Annotated in this window: 14 protein-coding genes; 7 read left to right on the plus strand and 7 right to left on the minus strand. The window is 44.1% G+C overall.

Features of this window, described 5'->3' with window-relative positions; translation table 11 throughout:
- The first annotated feature begins 67 nt into the window (after positions 1–67).
- Together ABXT60_RS06400 and ABXT60_RS06405 are read left to right on the plus strand one after the other, a co-directional pair.
- Positions 68–1,681: an acyl-CoA synthetase gene (locus ABXT60_RS06400; RefSeq protein WP_443631906.1), complete on the plus strand. Its 1,614-nt coding sequence runs from the start codon at positions 68–70 to the stop codon at positions 1,679–1,681.
- Positions 1,682–1,760: 79 nt separating this feature from the next.
- Positions 1,761–2,867 carry a DNA-binding protein gene (locus ABXT60_RS06405; RefSeq protein ID WP_443631907.1) on the plus strand — a complete coding sequence of 369 codons (1,107 nt, stop codon included), beginning with the start codon at positions 1,761–1,763 and terminating at the stop codon, positions 2,865–2,867.
- Positions 2,868–2,872: 5 nt separating this feature from the next.
- Here the strand turns inward: ABXT60_RS06405 and ABXT60_RS06410 are convergent, their stop codons facing one another.
- The gene (locus ABXT60_RS06410) at positions 2,873–3,301 is read right to left on the minus strand and encodes a MaoC family dehydratase (protein WP_443631908.1); all 429 of its coding nucleotides are present in this window, start codon (positions 3,299–3,301) and stop codon (positions 2,873–2,875) included.
- A 157-nt stretch (positions 3,302–3,458) separates the two neighbouring features.
- Here ABXT60_RS06410 and ABXT60_RS06415 point away from each other — a divergent pair, with 157 nt between their 5' ends.
- Positions 3,459–5,222, plus strand: coding sequence for an acyl-CoA dehydrogenase family protein (locus ABXT60_RS06415; protein ID WP_443631909.1), 1,764 nt, complete (start codon positions 3,459–3,461; stop codon positions 5,220–5,222).
- Positions 5,223–5,800: 578 nt separating this feature from the next.
- On the opposite strand, the gene ABXT60_RS06420 is transcribed toward ABXT60_RS06415, so the two are convergent.
- From ABXT60_RS06420 to msrA, 4 genes are all read right to left on the minus strand, one after another.
- Positions 5,801–6,730 carry an FAD-binding protein gene (locus tag ABXT60_RS06420; protein WP_443631910.1) on the minus strand — a complete coding sequence of 310 codons (930 nt, stop codon included), beginning with the start codon at positions 6,728–6,730 and terminating at the stop codon, positions 5,801–5,803.
- 10 nt (positions 6,731–6,740) lie between these two features.
- On the minus strand, positions 6,741–7,490 hold the full coding sequence (locus ABXT60_RS06425) for an electron transfer flavoprotein subunit beta/FixA family protein (RefSeq protein ID WP_443632075.1): 750 nt from the start codon (positions 7,488–7,490) through the stop codon (positions 6,741–6,743).
- A 171-nt stretch (positions 7,491–7,661) separates the two neighbouring features.
- Positions 7,662–10,187 (minus strand): GcvT family protein, encoded by a 2,526-nt coding sequence (locus ABXT60_RS06430; RefSeq protein ID WP_443631911.1) that lies wholly within the window; start codon positions 10,185–10,187, stop codon positions 7,662–7,664.
- A gap of 162 nt (positions 10,188–10,349) precedes the next feature.
- Complete coding sequence (gene msrA / locus ABXT60_RS06435) at positions 10,350–10,823, minus strand: peptide-methionine (S)-S-oxide reductase MsrA (protein WP_443631912.1); 474 nt, start codon at positions 10,821–10,823, stop codon at positions 10,350–10,352.
- A 277-nt stretch (positions 10,824–11,100) separates the two neighbouring features.
- On the opposite strand from msrA, the gene trpS reads away from it, so the two are divergent.
- Genes trpS through yidD form a run of 4 tightly spaced genes read left to right on the plus strand, consistent with a single transcriptional unit; the run spans position 11,101 to position 15,574 of the window.
- The gene (trpS, locus tag ABXT60_RS06440) at positions 11,101–12,423 is read left to right on the plus strand and encodes a tryptophan--tRNA ligase (RefSeq protein WP_443631913.1); all 1,323 of its coding nucleotides are present in this window, start codon (positions 11,101–11,103) and stop codon (positions 12,421–12,423) included.
- Between the two features lie 19 nt (positions 12,424–12,442).
- Entirely contained in the window at positions 12,443–13,147 is a 705-nt protein-coding gene (locus ABXT60_RS06445) for a response regulator (RefSeq protein ID WP_443631914.1), read from the plus strand.
- Positions 13,147–15,279: an ATP-binding protein gene (locus tag ABXT60_RS06450; RefSeq protein ID WP_443631915.1), complete on the plus strand. Its 2,133-nt coding sequence runs from the start codon at positions 13,147–13,149 to the stop codon at positions 15,277–15,279. The genes ABXT60_RS06445 and ABXT60_RS06450 overlap by 1 nt, the downstream gene beginning before the upstream one ends.
- Positions 15,280–15,283: 4 nt before the next feature.
- Positions 15,284–15,574: a membrane protein insertion efficiency factor YidD gene (yidD, locus tag ABXT60_RS06455; RefSeq protein ID WP_443631916.1), complete on the plus strand. Its 291-nt coding sequence runs from the start codon at positions 15,284–15,286 to the stop codon at positions 15,572–15,574.
- Positions 15,575–15,580: 6 nt separating this feature from the next.
- Here the strand turns inward: yidD and rnt are convergent, their stop codons facing one another.
- Positions 15,581–16,216 carry a ribonuclease T gene (gene rnt / locus ABXT60_RS06460; RefSeq protein WP_443632076.1) on the minus strand — a complete coding sequence of 212 codons (636 nt, stop codon included), beginning with the start codon at positions 16,214–16,216 and terminating at the stop codon, positions 15,581–15,583.
- Positions 16,217–16,223: 7 nt separating this feature from the next.
- Positions 16,224–17,249 carry a dihydroorotase gene (gene pyrC / locus ABXT60_RS06465; RefSeq protein ID WP_443632077.1) on the minus strand — a complete coding sequence of 342 codons (1,026 nt, stop codon included), beginning with the start codon at positions 17,247–17,249 and terminating at the stop codon, positions 16,224–16,226.
- Positions 17,250–17,350: the final 101 nt, after the last annotated feature.

Raw genomic sequence — 17,350 nt, forward strand, 5'->3', positions numbered from 1 at the left:
GGTGCTGGTGCTATTCTATTTCTTTAGTTATGCTGCAATCCGTTTAAATACAGGCTAGGTGCCACTTATGTACAACACTAATCTTGATAAGAATCAGGCTAATTTTCAAAGTCTTTCACCTTTATCGTTGCTTAAACGAGCCGCTGAGGTGTATCCATCCATAAACGCTCAAGTCTATGGCGACGTCCGTCGCACTTGGTTACAAACTTATCAACGTTCTTGTGCTATTGCTAGCGCACTTAAAAATAGAGGCATTGGCTTGGGAGACACAGTATCCGTAGTATCTCATAATGGGCCCGAGTTGTTTGAGTCTCACTATAGTGTTCCTATGGCAGGCGCGGTACTTAATGCCATTAATACGCGTTTAGACGCAACCACTATTGGTTTTATTTTTGATCATGCAGAAACTAAAGTCGTGTTTGTAGATCGTGAGTTTTCTGAAACAGTTGCTCTAGCGCTGACCTTGTGCAAGGCAAAACCGTTGGTAGTGGATATAGATGATCCAACGTTTGAGGGTGGTCGACTTATAGGAGACCTAACCTATGAAGCACTTTTAGAAGAAGGGGATGAAGACAGCCAGTGGGAAATGCCAGAGGATGAATGGCAAGCTATTAGCCTAAACTATACATCGGGCACCACCGGTAATCCTAAAGGTGTAGTTTACCACCACCGGGGGGCTTATTTAATGGCTATGAACATGGCTTTTACTTGGGACATGCCCAAATTCCCAACCTTTATGACTGTTGTTCCCATGTTTCATTGTAACGGTTGGTGTTTTCCGTGGGCTACTGCATTATTAGCTGGAACCAATGTTTTTATTCGCCATTTAAAGCCAGAAATTATGCTTAACCTTATTAGACAAGAAAAAGTGACCCATTTTGGTGGTGCACCAATCGTGCTTAATATGATTAATAATGCGGATGACCAATATAAACAAGGGATTCAGCACCAAGTTAAAGTGATGACAGCAGGTGCGGCACCCCCGGCTGCAGTGATTGAAGCCATGGAAGACTTGGGCTTTGAAGTTACTCACGTTTATGGCCTGACAGAAACTTATGGAGCGTGTGTTATTTGTGAATGGCAGCCAGGCTTGTGGGGTCATTTATCGAAGCCACAGCAGGCTGCTTTAAAGTCTAGGCAGGGTGTGCGTGGTCCTGGTCAAGAAGACCATCAGGTAATGAATACAGAGACTATGATGCCTGTGCCCAAAGATGGTGAGACTATTGGTGAAATATGCCTACGAGGCAATATGGTAATGAAAGGTTACCTTAAAAACCCAACAGCCACTGCAGAAGCCTTTGATGGTGGCTGGTTCCGTACTGGAGATCTTGCTGTTTGGCATGAAGATGGATACATGGAAATTAAAGATCGAGCAAAAGATATCATCATATCCGGAGGGGAAAATATTTCTTCAATTGAAATTGAGGGAGTACTTTATAGTCACCCAGATGTGCTTGAGGCTGCAGTTGTGGCAAGGCCTGACGAAAAGTGGGGAGAGACCCCATGTGCATTTATAACCCTTAAACCAGATGCTATTGTTGCTGCTGACGAGTTGATTAGCTATTGTAAAGACAATATGGCGCGCTTTAAAGTGCCCAAGCACATCGTTTTTGGGTCTTTACCTAAAACAGCCACAGGTAAAATTCAAAAATTTGTGCTACGCAAAATGGTGCCTGCATAGACAAAATAAGTTAGACTTTTACTAGATACCAAACTAATGAGTTTGGGAAATTTGTAATTATTGGAGACACATAGACCCCATGGGTGATCCTATCGATACAGCTAAGGTATACGCTTTGGCCAATGAAATGATGTTCTCTGGTCAACAAATAAGTGTGCCAGCGATTGCAGATGCAATGCATATTGAAGCCTCTGATGAATTAACCAGCAAGCTAGAACATTGGTGGATGGAGCAGGAAAGTCGAGTCACTTTTCGTCATAGTATGAATTCCCGTCATCGTCCAGATGTTCCAGAAACAGTTTACCAATCGGTTCAGTTGATATGGAAAAATGCCGTAAAAGATGCACGTTTAGAGCTTGAGTTGGCCGCAAATAATGATCATCAGGTGGCTGCTGTTGGTGCTGCTTTGGAAGACGAATTGTATCTATCCAAAGCTCAACTGGAAGCCTTAGAAGATTCCAATCAGCGACTGCGTGTTCAGTTAAGTGAAAGTCAGCATAGTGTTAAAAATCTGGAAGCTGAACGGGCAATGCTGCGCAGTAACTTGCAGTCTGCAGAAACTAATGTCAGTTCCATGGGTCATAAAGTGGCTGAATCTAACGGTGAAATGAAACGTGCCCAAGCAAGCAGTGAAGAGGCCAAGAAACTGTTAGATAATCGTATGAAAGAAGAAATGGCTCGTCATCAAGAAAGTATAAGCAAGGTGAAGAGTAAGATGAGCTATTATAGTCATCAATTGGATAAGTTACGTGACGAGTGGGGTAAGAAGGAAACTGCATTGAACTCCCAAGTCCAAGACTTGCAAGGTGAGGTAGCAAGAAGTGCAGTAACCCATGACACCCAGTTTAGCCAGATTCGTAGTCAGGATGAGGAGCTACGCAAGTATAGAGGAGAGATTACCAGCCAATCTCGAAATATGTCTAAGTCTACCAGTCAGGCATTAGCGTCGACGAACCGTTTAAAACGCCTAGAAAATGAACTTCAACAACTTGAGTTCGAGATAAAGGAATTGAAAAACCGCACGATGGTCGACAAATCAGATACGGCCAGGCGAGAAGCAGATCTGCGCACGCTTCTAAAGTCTAGAGACGGTGAAAACTTTCAAATTAATAACAAGATGAGTGATCTTCAACGCACACTCATCGCACGCGAAGAAGAAATAAGGCGCTTAACTGCTAAGCTTTAGTTTTGTTAACCTTTCTTATCAACCATCATTGATGCTGTGCCATCAGCGACTAGCTTGTCATTGACAAAACACTGGGTTTTTAAGGTAACACGGCCACGCCGTTGGTTAATTTCTTCTACGGTAACAGTTGCCACAACAGTGTCTTGTATAAAAACAGGTGCTCTAAATTTAATTTGCTGGTCTAAGTAAATGCAGCCAGGCCCTGGTAATTGTGTTCCGAGCACTGTTGATATTAACCCTGCGCTCATCATGCCGTGTGCAATGCGCGCTTTAAAGGGCGTAGTTGCGGCGTACTCGTCGTCTAGGTGGACCGGGTTAGTGTCGCCGGTGATTGCAGCAAAGGCTTGAATATCTTTGTCTGTAATAGTTTTTTCAAAACTGGATGTCATACCAATACTTAAATCTTCTAAGTAATAACCGTGTTGGTCAGCCACATTTTTCTCCTTTAAAATTTGCCTCATGAGTTCTTCGTGAAACCCATGGGTCAGCATGATAGGCATTATTTCGCTTAGCTACAAATGTCAGGCTAAAATTGTCATAAGATTTACATCTGTAACCTGATTTAAACATTAACATAAAAGAGACAATGCTATGAGTGACTATCAAGCCCCCTTAGAAGAAATGAACTTTGTCATCAATCGGTTGCTTGATTTGCCCAATTTTGCACTGTCTATTGGTAACGAAGATGCCAGTGAAGATTTGCTGCAAGCGGTACTTTCAGAGGCTAATAAATTAGCCAATGGAGTCTGGTCTCCTATTAACTATGCAGGGAATCAGCAAGGCGTTAAGTTAACTGATACTGGGGTCAAGTCTGCTGATGGGTTTAAACAGGCTTATCAAGAATACGCTCAAGGGGGTTGGAATAGCCTGTACTTTGATGAGCAATATGGTGGCCAAGGGTTGCCATTTACCTTTTCCATGCCAGTTGCAGAAATGATTAATTCGGCTAATGTGTCCCTTGCCCTTTGTCCCTTGCTCACTACGGGTGCCATAGAAGCCATCGCAGCTCATGGTAGTGAACAAATAAAAGATACTTACCTGGCTAAAATGATTAGTGGTGAGTGGACTGGCACCATGAACTTAACAGAGCCCCATGCAGGCACAGATTTGGCTGCGATAACCACCACTGCAAAACCCAATGGCGATCATTTTTTAGTTAAAGGTCAAAAGATCTATATCACTTGGGGTGATCATGACATGACTGATAACATTATCCACCTGGTGTTAGCCAAACTGCCTGATGCTCCAGAAGGTGTAAAAGGTATATCTTTATTTATCGTACCTAAATTCCTTGTTAATGTGGATGGTAGTTTAGGTGAGCGTAATGATGTGCATGCAATTAATGTAGAGCATAAACTTGGCATCCATGCCAGTCCAACCTGTGTCATGAGTTACGGTGACCATGGTGGTGCTATTGGATACCTCGTTGGTCAGCCTCACCAGGGTTTGGCAGCGATGTTTACTATGATGAACAATGCTCGCTTATTAGTGGGTCTGCAAGGGGTAAGCCTGTCTGAGCGTGCTTATCAAGCTGCCCTAGAGTATGCCCGCGAAAGGGTACAGTGTGCTGCTCCTGGGTCTAAGCACAGGGGTGCAATTATTCATCACCCAGATGTACGCCGAATGCTTATGACCATGCGCAGTGTCACTGAAGCGTCTAGGGCCATTGCCTATGCCACCGCTGCTCAGATTGATTTAAGTCACAATAGTGCGGATGCAGCTACTAGAGGCTTGGCACTAAAGCGGGTGGGGTTATTAACTCCTATTGCTAAAGGCTGGTGTACCGAGTTATCTCAAGAGGTGACTTCATTAGGTGTCCAAGTGCATGGTGGCATGGGCTTTATAGAGGAAACAGGGGTTGCCCAATACAGCAGGGATGCTCGTATACTTACTATTTATGAGGGAACCACTGGTATTCAAGCATTAGACTTGGTTGGCAGAAAAACTCTATTTGATCAAGGAGGTGCAATGGCCGATCTTGTGCAACAAATGCGGGATGATTTAGCGTTACACGGTCATGCTGTAAGCCAGCGGCATCAGGGTTATATGTCTGAAGCTATTGTAGGGCTTGAATCTAGTTATCGGCAATTATTAGAGGACGCCCAAGGTGATGTTATGTTTGCTGGGGCAATAAGTTTTGATTTATTAATGCTAAGTGGTTATGTTTGTGGCGCATGGCAAATGATTAAAAGTGCTGGGCTTGTGGCCAAGGAAGATAACGAAAAGTTTAAGGCCAATAAGATGACCACGGTAGCCTATTACTTAGACCACATTTTACCGCGTTTTGAGGCTCATCGCCGCTCTATCGCCTCTGGTTCTATAAGTGTGATGGCCATTGATGCCGATGATTTTTAAAGGGTTATCGCCTATAGCGTATTTGTCATTTATGGGCTGCCAGTTAAGGTAGGCAACATAACCCAAATCATAATCTAGGTGTATGCATCAAGATATGTTTAGAGGCCTAACTATAAACGGCATTGCTAGCGCCCATCGTCAAACCAGATGTCTTTGAAGTCTACCCAGCCTAGACAGTTGAGCTGCAGTCCTTGCACACGATGACCATAATGCATTTGTTAAAGGGGCAATAATGCCAGCTCTTGCTGCAAGTGGATGTCTAGCCGCCTAAACACTTCCATACACAGTTTTTTCTGGTGATGCCAATGCCTCATTTAGCATGTTTTGGGTAATGTGGCGCTGCTCTTTGCCCATGCAATGCTGCAGTGAGCGTTGTGTTGCAAGCCATTCATACAGTATTCATTTTTTAGTGAAAGCAAACCCTGCTAATCCTAGACAGATTTTTGCAATCAGCAATAGGTTTGCAATTAAAATATAGCTATTTTACAGACAATAAAAAACCAGAACAGGTCTGGTTTTTTATTGTCATTTAGACACGTTCAACAGTTTGTGATCACTGATTACAGCACTATTGGGCACTAAAGCGCTTTATCTAATTCCGGAACAGCTACAAATAAATCTGCGACCAAACCATAGTCAGCAACTTGGAAGATGGGTGCTTCTGAATCTTTGTTGATGGCAACAATAGTTTTCGAGTCTTTCATACCAGCTAAGTGCTGAATAGCTCCAGAAATTCCAACAGCAATGTATAGCTCTGGTGCAATCACTTTACCAGTTTGGCCAACTTGGTAGTCATTAGGCACGAATCCAGCGTCTACTGCGGCACGCGATGCGCCAACTGCTGCACCTAGCTTGTCTGCAACGCTTTCTAACATGTGAAAATTTTCACCGTTTTGCATGCCACGGCCACCAGAGATGACTATGGCAGCTGAAGTAAGCTCAACACGTTCAGATTCAGATGAAGACACCCCAACAAAGCGAGAAAGGCCAGAATCCGCAACCGCATCTACGGCTTCAATAGTGGCAGAACCACCCGTTTCGGCAACTGCGTCAAATTTGGTAATACGAACAGTAATTAGCTTAATGCTGTCGCTAGATTGAACTTTAGCCATAGCATTACCAGCGTAAACTGGGCGGACGAAGGTGTCTGCAGAAATAACTTCGCTGATTTCGGAGATTTGACTCACGTCTAACAAAGCTGCAGCGCGGGGCATGAAATTTTTGCCAAAGGTAGTGGCAGCTGTTAACACATGGCTGTAGTTACTAGCTAGTGAAACCACTAAATTAGCAACGTTTTCTGCCAGTAGGCCTTCTAAACTAATATCATCTGCCAGCAATACTCGATTGACGCCAGAAATCTGAGCTGCTGCTTGAGCGGCCACTGAACAGCCATTACCAGCAATAAGTAAATCAATGTCACCACCCATTTGCTGGGCAGCGGTCACCGTGTGTAAAGTAGCGCCAACTATACTGGCGTTATCATGTTCTGCAATAACTAGAATGCTCATTGTAGGCTCCTTAAATAACTTTAGCTTCGTTACGTAGTTTTTCAACTAATTCGGCAACATTTTCAACCATCACACCAGATGCGCGTGCAGGCGGCTCCATCACTTCAAGAGTTGTCATGCGGTTAGCCGTATCTAAGCCTAAGTCGCTAATGTCTATCTTTTCCAGTGGTTTTCGCTTAGCTTTCATTACATTAGGTAAAGAGGCGTAGCGTGGTTCGTTTAAACGAAGATCTGCGGAGATCACTGCTGGCATGTTAACGTTAATGGTTTCTAGGCCTGAGTCTACTTCTCGCGTTACCTGAGCGGTACCGTCAACTATTTCTAACTTCGACGCAAAGGTGGCTTGCGGCCAACCTAAAAGTGCTGAGACCATCTGCCCCGTTTGATTGCATTCGTCATCGATGGCCTGCTTGCCAACTAAAACTAAGTCAGGATTCTCTTTTTCAACCATTGCTTTAATTATTTTAGCTATAGCTAAAGGCTCTAAAACGTCATCAGTAAGAACTAAAATCGCACGATCTGCACCCAATGCTAGGGCGTTACGCAGTGTTTCTTCTGACTTGGCTGCGCCGATGGATAATGCCACAACTTCTTCTACGGTGCCTGCTTCACGCAGACGAATAGCTTCTTCTACAGCATTTTCGCAAAACGGATTCATGGTCATTTTGGCATTGGTTAGGTCTATACCTGATTTGTCTGCCTTGACACGGGCCTTGACCTGAGGGTCTAGTACGCGCTTTACGCCAACTAAAACTTTCATGGACATGATCTCACTTTAATAAAAAGGGTAGCGTTAGCCTTTGCTAATGCTAATAAAAGCAGGCAGTTTAAACCTGCCTACACAGAAGTCAATGTTGCTCTGAATAAAAGCTTGGCCAAAGTTAAATAAATACCTTCGGCCATACCTTTTACCTATTATTACGTTAACTGATTAAGCGCGCAATTTGAAATTTGTTGGGTCGAAGGGTGACTCTTCAACCACAGTCGCTTGGTACATCTCCCCCAAAATTTCTATTTCAAGTTCGGTGCCAATAATGGCAAGTTCTGGTTGCACCATGCCAAGGGCAAGTGATTTGCCGACGCGCCAGCCATAACCGCCAGAAGTTGCACGGCCTACTAGTTCACCGTCCTTATAAATTGCTTCAGAACCACGAGCGTCCGCATCAGTTACACCGTGGACCTCAATAGTGGCAAAGGCGTTTTTAGCGCCGCGCTTTTCCCACGCCATCAGTGCATCTTTACCAATAAAGTCGCCTTCTTTGTCTAAACGAATAAAACGGCCCAGGGCAGATTCCACTGCAGAATATTCAATCGACATTTCACGAGGGATTAAACGATAAGATTTTTCTAAACGCATGCTGTCCATAGCGCGAATACCAAATGGCTTGATATCAAACTCGGCACCCGCTTTCATAACCTCATCAAAGATGTAGTTTTGCATTTCAATAGGGTGATGCAATTCCCAACCTAATTCGCCTACAAAGTTAACACGCAAAGCTTCGGCTGTAGCATAACCTACGTTAATCTTCTTGCCAGTGAGCCACTTGAAACTATCATTAGATAGGTCAGTGTCTGTAATTTTTTGTAACACTTCGCGTGAACGTGGGCCAGCCAATACTAGAACGCCAGTATTGGTAGTGACACGTTGAACATCTACGCTACCATCTTTCGGTTTAAGCTTAAATAGGTAATCGTGGTCGTGAGTTTCAAAGGCACCAGCAGATACAAGGTAGTAACTCTGGGGGCCCGTTTTGTACACCGTATATTCAGAGCGTACACCACCATTGAGCGTCAACATGTGCACCAGCGAGATACGGCCAATTGTTTTTGGCATTTTGTTAGCAAAAATGTACTCCAACCATGCTTCTGCACCTGGACCTTTAACAATTGCTTTAGCAAAAGCAGACATGTCTAGTAAACCTACGTTTTCAGTGACATGCTTACATTCGTTTCCTACAAACTCATGGTAGTTAGAGCGACGGAATGAGTTTTTTTCTACAATAGGTCCACCATCAAGAGGCTCAGAGAAGTTTTGGTTCCACAATACCTGATCGACATTGTCTGTTGCCAATTCTTCCGCAGTTAGTGCGTAGTCTTTGTTGGGCATAAACCAATTAGGACGTTCCCAACCATAAACACTACCAAATACCGCTCCTAGAGCTTTCATGCGGTCATAACATGGGGTGGTCTTGAGTGGGCGAGCGGCTTCACGTTCCTCGTCTGGGTAGTGTGTAGTGAATACATTAGCGTAAGCTTCTTGGTTTTTTTCCTTCAGATAACCCCGCGTCGCATAAGGGCCAAATCGACGAGGGTCTACACCCATCATGTCTACGGTAGGCTCACCATCGATCATCCACTCAGCCAACTGCCATCCAGCGCCACCAGCAGCGGTGATGCCGAAGGAGTGACCTTCATTAAGCCAGAAGTTTTTAAGGCCAGGAGCTGGGCCTACGATAGGGTTTCCGTCTGGTGTGTAGGCTATTGCACCATTATAAACTTCCTTAACACCCACTTCGGCAAAGGCAGGTACCCGATTCATACAGAATTCAATGTGGGGCATTAAACGATCTAACTCTTCGTTAAATAGCTCGTATTCACAGTCATCGGCGGGGCCGTCAACGTAAACACAAGGTGCGCCTTTTTCATAGGGGCCTAGGAGCAAACCGCCTGCTTCTTCTCGTAGATAGTAGCCGCCATCTGATTCTCGTAATACACCCATTTCTGGCAATCCTTGCTTCTTTCGCTCCAAAATTTCTGGATGAGGCTCGGTAACAATGAATTGATGTTCTACTGGGATTACAGGAATGTCTAGGCCAACCATTTCACCTGTTTTGCGGGCAAAGCTGCCAGTACAAGATACTACGTGGTCACAGGCAATATCACCCTTATCAGTCTTAACAATCCAAGTGTGATCTACTTGTTGCTCAATTGCAGTTACTGAGGTAAAGCGATAAATTTCGGCACCCATATCTCTGGCACCTTTACACAGTGCTTGAGTGAGGTCAGCCGGCTGAATATAACCATCATCTGGATGCTGAATCGCACCGAGTAAACCTTCTGTGTTGCACAGAGGCCAAACTTCCTTGACTTGCTCAGGTGTTAGAAACTTAGTCTGAACACCTACGGTTTTAGCAACTCCAGCGTAATACTTATATTCGTCCATGCGGTATTCGCAGTTAGCTAAACGGATGTTAGACACCACAGAGAAGCCTACACTCATGCCAGTTTCTTTTTCAAGCTCATGGTAAAAGTCCACGGAGTACTGGTGCAACTTACCCACAGAATAGCTCATGTTAAAAAGAGGTAGCAAACCAGCTGCGTGCCATGTAGAGCCGGAGGTAAGTTCTTTACGTTCAACCAACACCACGTCGGTCCAGCCTTTTTTGGCTAAGTGGTACAAAGTGCCTGCGCCGACAACACCACCGCCGATAACGACGACTTTAGCAGAAGATTTCATGTGTGTTTGCTCCCGAAGAAAGGGTAAGTAGCCCAATGAGCACGATTGCCATTGAGCAAAAAATAACGAGCAAATTTTACCCATGGGTACTGGAGCTAACTTGTCAAAAAGCGACTCACACTAACGAAACAAGAGACCTCTTGGGGCAATGGCTTTGGCTCGTTATAAAGAACAGCTTGCTTTACCACGCTTTAACAAGTATTGCTGATGGTAATCTTCTGCTAGGTGATATTGGTTTGCAGCTTCAATAATAGTGATTACGGGCGCTTTAAATAAGCCCATGTTATTGAGTGTTTGGCGCATTTCAACGGCCTGCTGCTGTTGACTTTGGTCATGGTAAAACACAACTGAACGGTATTGTGTACCAAAATCTGGTCCTTGTTGGTTTGGCGTAGTTGGATTATGGTTTTGCCAGAACAGTTGTAACAACTGCGAGTATGTTATCACGCTGTCATTGAAGCAAATCTGTACCACTTCAGCGTGCCCTGTATCACCTTGGCATATATCATTATAAGTGACTCGTGGGGTATGTCCACCCATGTAACCCACAGTAGTAGATGTGACACCTTGTTGCTCGGCAAATAGGGCTTCTACACCCCAAAAGCATCCTGCGCCAAATGTAGCTAATTGTTCCATGAAATTGCCTCGGTAAATAGGATCAGTCTAGTACCTTAACGGGGCAATGAAATCGAAGCAAGGTAATTTAAAAGACATCACCTTAGGTTGACATATTTTTACTCTGGTTAGTTACATAAAAATGTTCATGAGTCCCATTTTTGTATCAAAATTTGGTAATAAAAGGGTTTGGTTAAGCGCAAAATAATCTAACTTTCCTTATCCATAGCTTAAGGCTAACGCAGGGGTATGGGGCTGTGTATAATGCTAGTTCAATTTGTAATAGTAGACTCAACCAATGCAAGCCAAACAACGTGTGCTCACAGGTATCACTACGACCGGAACACCCCATTTAGGTAATTACTTAGGTGCACTCAAGCCTGCGGTGGCTGCCAGTCAACAAGTGGACACAGATAGCTTTTATTTTCTCGCTGATTATCATGCGCTGATCAAATGCCAAGACCCTCAAACAGTTCATCGTTCTGGCCGAGAAATTGCTGCCATTTGGCTAGCATTAGGTTTAGATACCGATAAAGCCACATTTTATCGTCAATCTGACATCCCAGAAATACCTCAGCTTGCGTGGTTTTTAACGTGTATGACCGCCAAAGGTATGATGAACAGAGCCCACGCATATAAAGCTTCTGTAGACGAGAACCAACGTCAATCTAGTGCTGACTTAGATCAAGGTATTAGTATGGGTTTGTATAGTTATCCTATATTAATGGCAGCTGATATATTAATGTTTAATGCCCACCATATCCCGGTTGGCAAAGACCAAATTCAACATATTGAGATGTGCCGAGACATTGCTATGCGTTTTAATCATACTTATGGAGAACACTTTGTGTTGCCTGAAGCTATGGTGGATGAAGGTGAGGCAAAAGTTTTGTCAGGCCTTGATGGCCGGAAAATGAGTAAAAGCTATGGCAATATTATTCCTTTATTTGCGCCCGCTGATGAACTAAAGAAACTGATCTTTCAAATAACAACAAATAGCTTGCAACCCGGTGAAGTGAAGGACCCAGATACCTGCACTTTGTTTGAAATTTATAGTGCCTTTGCTAGCCAGGAAGAAACCCTGATGATACGTAAAGCTTATGCCAACGGCATAGGTTGGGGAGACATGAAGGGGCAATTGTTTGAGTATCTTAATGATTACCTAAGCCCAGCTCGCAAGCGGTATGACGAAATTATTACAGACCCGGCCTACATCGAATCTGAACTACAAAAAGGCGCGGCTAAAGCGCGCGCTCAAAGCGAACCGTTTATGCAGCGTTTGCGCTCAGCTGTGGGAATTATGTCTTTGGTCGGTGACCTAGGTGCAAAGCAGGCGTCGACTAAAGCGAAAAAAGAACTTACTCAAGAAGAGCAAGCCAAGGTAAATGCTGGTAAAGCTAAAGCCATGGAAATTGCAAAACAAAGGGCGGATCAAGAGGCCCGGCAGTTGGCCTTAAAGGTAGATGATTTGATCAATGCCATCAACATTAGCAATGACCCTAAGGCAGCAGGTGAAGAGTTACTTGCAGGCTTACAAACGCAAATTGATGGTGCAAAAAAGAAAGCCAAAAAAACACTGCAGCAAACCCGTGAATTACTTGAGCAACGGTTAACGAGTTAGCCAAGTTAAGGAGTCGCCTTTGGCCAAGCACATTATAATTGTAGAAGATGACCGAGACCAGCGAGATAACTATCAATTTGCGCTGGAGCAACGTGGTTATCGAGTAACGGCATACGCTGGCAAAGAGCAGGCAGAGGCGGGGTTAAAGCAACAACGTCCAGATTTAGTAATACTTGACATTATTATGGATGACAACATTGATGCTGGGTTTCAGTTGTGTGCTGCCTTACTAAAAATTCATCCAGACCTTCCGGTGTTATTTCTCACCGAAAGAGTGGGTGAAATTGACCGAATTTTAGGCTTGAGAATGGGCGCATGGGATTATCAACCCAAACCGGTATCGTTAGACTTTTTAGCAGAAAAAGTAGCAACACTTATACGCTTAAGTGATATCAGAGTGGTGACGGCAGAAGCGGATGATCAAAGTGTTCGCGAAATAGGTCATCTCCAGCTCCTTGAAGAAAGTCGCCAGGCTAAATGGCGAGACCAAGAAATAGAAGGCCTAACGTTGACAGAGTTCCGTATGATCGAAGCACTAACGCGCAGACCAGGCCATATTCTAACCTATGACATATTGGCTCAAGCCACCCATCAACACTACGTGTCTAACAACACCATCAGTACCCACATTCGTAATATAAAACGTAAGGTAAAAGCCATAGATGCTCAATTTGATGCCATAAAATCAGAGTATGGTATGGGTTATCGCTGGTCTGAACGTTAATGGCTTTTAGCATAAGGCGCCCACGGTTTCGGTTTAATACCCAAGTACTAGTTTTTGCTTTGGTGTTGATAAGTATTCCATGGTTATCCTACCGTTTTGTAGCAGAATCTCGCGTGTTCATGATTGAAGGCCAAACCCAGGCTCAAGAACAGTTGGCCCGAGGCATTGTGACTTTATTCCAAGGGCGAGATGATCTGTTAGCTGAATTGCCCTATTTGGATAGTCAGCAGGTGGTCTTTAGTCATCCCTTGATAGGTCAGGCTAAGGTTGATGGATACACCAGCGAATGGTTAGATTACCAATTATTCGCTAATCATTTTGGTGCTGGTGAAGACAGTGAAGATGGCTATAGTTTATTGCTGGGTGAAAAAGATGATCGCATTTTTGGCCTTGTACGTATCCAAGACGATAAAACTGTTTTAAGAATTAAAGGCACCCCTAAATTAGACTTGAGTGATCATCTAAGGCTAACTTTACCTGACCGGAATGGTAACGAAAGACGGCTAGTTATGGTAGCCACAAAGGCTGGTGTAATGGAAGTCTGGTACGTTAAAGAAGACTGGGCCACACCGCAGTATTATAGTCCCTCATCATCGTTCATCATTCAAGCAGTTATGCGCCCATTGATTGACGGGTATTTGGTTGAATTTGCGTTACCAAAATATTTTTTGAACCAGCGTCAAGAATTTGGCCTAGCAGTCGCTGATGTAGATAGTGAAGATGGCACAATGCGTCATTTGAAAACCTTAGTAGGGTCTGATACGACCATAGAGAGCCACTTTAATTTATTGGCCATGCGAGCCCCTGAAGCTAACAAAATATTGTCAAGTTTAAGCCGTTCTGATTCTCAAATTGTGATCTACGATAACCATTTACAAGTGCGGGCTAGTGTGGGGCAAGTGAGCCCCCCTAAGTCTGAAAAGATGAACCCCCGAGACGTTTTTGAGCGGGTTCAAAGTTGGCTTAATCGAGGATTAGATTGGTTTATCGCTATTCCTGCCTATCTAAACCCAGTTCAAGCGGCGAGTCAGGAGCGTGATTTACTAAACCGAGCTTTAAGTAAAAAATTTGCTAGTGGGCGGTGGCATAAGGGGCCAACAGAACAGGTGTTTGCTGTTGCTGCGCCTATTGTTGACCAAGAAGGGGAGCTGCTGGGTGTGGTGCTTATCAAGCAGTCCACGGCACAAATATTAAGCTTGCAGAGGCAGGCAATGGAAAACATTGCCTTACTTAGCTTATCGACCATGCTAGTTATTTTGTTGGTTTTGTTGCTATTCTCATGGCGCCAAGCTATGCGTATTAGGCGTTTAGGTAAAGAAGCACAGCAGATGGTTGATCCAGATGGCAGGTTGAAGACAAATCAGCTTTACAATGAAATACGTGCAGGTGATGAAATTGGGGATTTGGCACGGAGTTTTTCTGGAGTAGTGACTCGGCTACACGAGCATCAAGAATTTATGAGCACCATGCCGCGTACGCTGCGCCACGAGGTTAATAACCCTCTCAACGCAACGATGACGTCGTTAGAAAACCTGCAAATGCATGGGGTGGATGAAGGTCAGCAGCGTTATATAGACAGTGCCCAAAGAGGGTTAGTTAAAATTAGTGCAATTGTTGAAAAGCTGGCCGACGCAGCTAACCTAGAAGCAGCCTTGCATGAAGACGAACTTGAACAATTGAATTTGTTACATTTGGTTCAAACTTATGTGCACCATCAAAACCCAGGTACTTTAGGCGGTGCAGCAGATGTGGTGTTCGAAGCAGATCGAAAATTGATTTATGTTGCCGGTGTTGATTATCGTATTGAGCAACTATTGGATAAATTACTTGATAACGCAAGAGATTTTCGCACTGGAGGTAGTTTGATTACAGTGCGCTTGTATCAACAAGAATATGACTGCTACCTAGAAGTAGAGAATAATGGCGCAAATATTCCACAAGAACTTATTTCTGGCATGTTTAACTCAATGGTTTCAGCTCGCACTGCTGGCGCTGGCCACGCCCACTTTGGCCTTGGCTTATTTGTTGTACGATTAATTAGCCAGTTTCATGGTGGAACGGTGTCGGCTCACAATTTGAGCCAACCTGAAGGGGTGATGTTTAGGGTTCAACTACCTGTATTGCTGGTATAAATCAATGGCTAAAAACACACGAGTTTCTATGTTCTCTAAGGGGTTGATTGGTTTAGTTAAAGCTTATCAATACGTATTAAGCCCTTTGTTGGGCAGTAATTGTCGTTACTATCCAACGTGCTCTAGCTACACTATTGAGGCTATTAAACTGCACGGGGCAGGCAAGGGTTTTGCCTTAGGAGCTTGGCGCATCGTGCGTTGTAATCCTCTCAGTAAAGGCGGCTATGAGCCCGTTCCTGGCAGCTGTGAACATGCGCAATGGACTGCTAAGAATGATAAGACAGGCGATCAATAAAAAAGGTTAATCTAAGCCTGCAAAAGGGAACTCGTCGTCTTCAGCCTGCCAGCCACCTAATTGCTTCCACCGATTAACAATAGTGCAGAATAATTCAGCTGTTTTTTCGGCATCATAACACGCGCTATGGGCGTCTTGATTGCTAAAGCGAATGTCAGCTGCAGCGCATGCTTTAGCCAATACTGTTTGGCCGTAGGCTAAGCCTGCTAAAGTCGCTGTATCAAAACAAGAAAATGGATGAAAAGGATTGCGCTTTTGTTGGCAGCGATGAACGGCTGCATTAATAAAATTCAAATCAAAGGCTGCGTTATGTCCCACTAGAATAGCGCGTTTACATCCGCTGGCCTTCAATGCTTTGCGTATTGGTTTAAACAACTGATCTAATGCCTCACGCTCACTTATTGCTTCACGAGCTGGGTCAGATGGGTCTATGCCAGTAAATTCTAGAGCTGCAGCCTCTAGGTTTGCACCTTCAAAAGGCTCAATGTGGCAGTCTATAGTTTCTTTTGCATAGAGTATGCCATCTTCATCCATACCAATGATTACCGCGGCAGCTTCAAGAAGGGCGTCCGTTTGGCTATTGAAACCGGCTGTTTCTACATCAACAATAATGGGCAAATAGCCCCGGAAACGATCTTTAATCACGCTCTTATGCCTCCAGTTTCCAGTTGAGTATTTCACCGGCACCTAAGGGAATGATTAACTTATCCCCAAAGCTTAGGCTAGAGGGTATCTGCCAGCTACGTCGAGTTAAGGTTATAGTTTCACTGTTGCGCGCCAAGCCATAAAAGTCTGGGCCATTTAAACTAGCAAAAGATTCTAGTTTATCCAAGGCATCAAAAGACTCAAAGGCTTGGGCGTAGAGTTCAATAGCTGCTGGGGAAGAGTAACAACCTGCACAACCACATGCGCTTTCTTTATCGCCTTGGGCGTGGGGGGCGGAGTCTGTGCCTAAAAAAAACTTCGTGCTGCCACTAGATACTGCTGCTTGCAAAGCCTTTTGGTGGGTGTTGCGTTTAAGCACTGGTAGACAATATAAGTGAGGCTTTATGCCTCCTGCTAATAAATCGTTGCGGTTGTATAGCAAATGCTGGGGAGTAATTGTTGCCGCCACCAAGTCGCTTGACTCAGCCACAAACTGAGCTGCGTCACCAGTGGTAATGTGCTCAAACACACACTTTAAGTTAGGGAAACGTTGTAATAATGGTTCCAAATGTTGATCAATAAAGCTTTTTTCACGATCAAAAATGTCTACATGGGAATGAGTCACCTCCCCATGAATCAGTAATGGCATACCAAGTTCTGAAAGTTTTTCTATAACAGGATAGATATTTTCAATGTTGGTAACCCCTGCTGCAGAATTAGTTGTGGCACCTGCAGGATAGAGCTTGACTGCTTTAACTATGCCAGAATTAAAAGCCTGTTGAATCTCTTGCGCGCTAGTATGGTCAGTTAAATATAATGTCATTAACGGTGTTAATGACGTGTTTTGAGCATCCAAACGTGCTTTGTAAGCGATTGCCATAGCCGTATCAACTATAGGTGGGCTGAGGTTTGGCATAATCATAGCGCGGTTAAATTGTAAGGCAGTGTCAGCTACAGTTCGTGAAAGTAATGCACCGTCACGCAGGTGCAGGTGCCAATCATCAGGGCGGATCATCGTTAGCGATTGCATAGAAGTTTTTGAGCTCATTTTACAGTTAGTTTGATCAAACATGTGAGGTCATTTTATCAGGACTAGGGTTAATAAAATACTCAAAATCGAGTAATATTTAC

Origin of the sequence: Candidatus Njordibacter sp. Uisw_056 (assembly GCF_047730085.1) — a bacterium.
Lineage (GTDB): Bacteria > Pseudomonadota > Gammaproteobacteria > Pseudomonadales > Balneatricaceae > Njordibacter.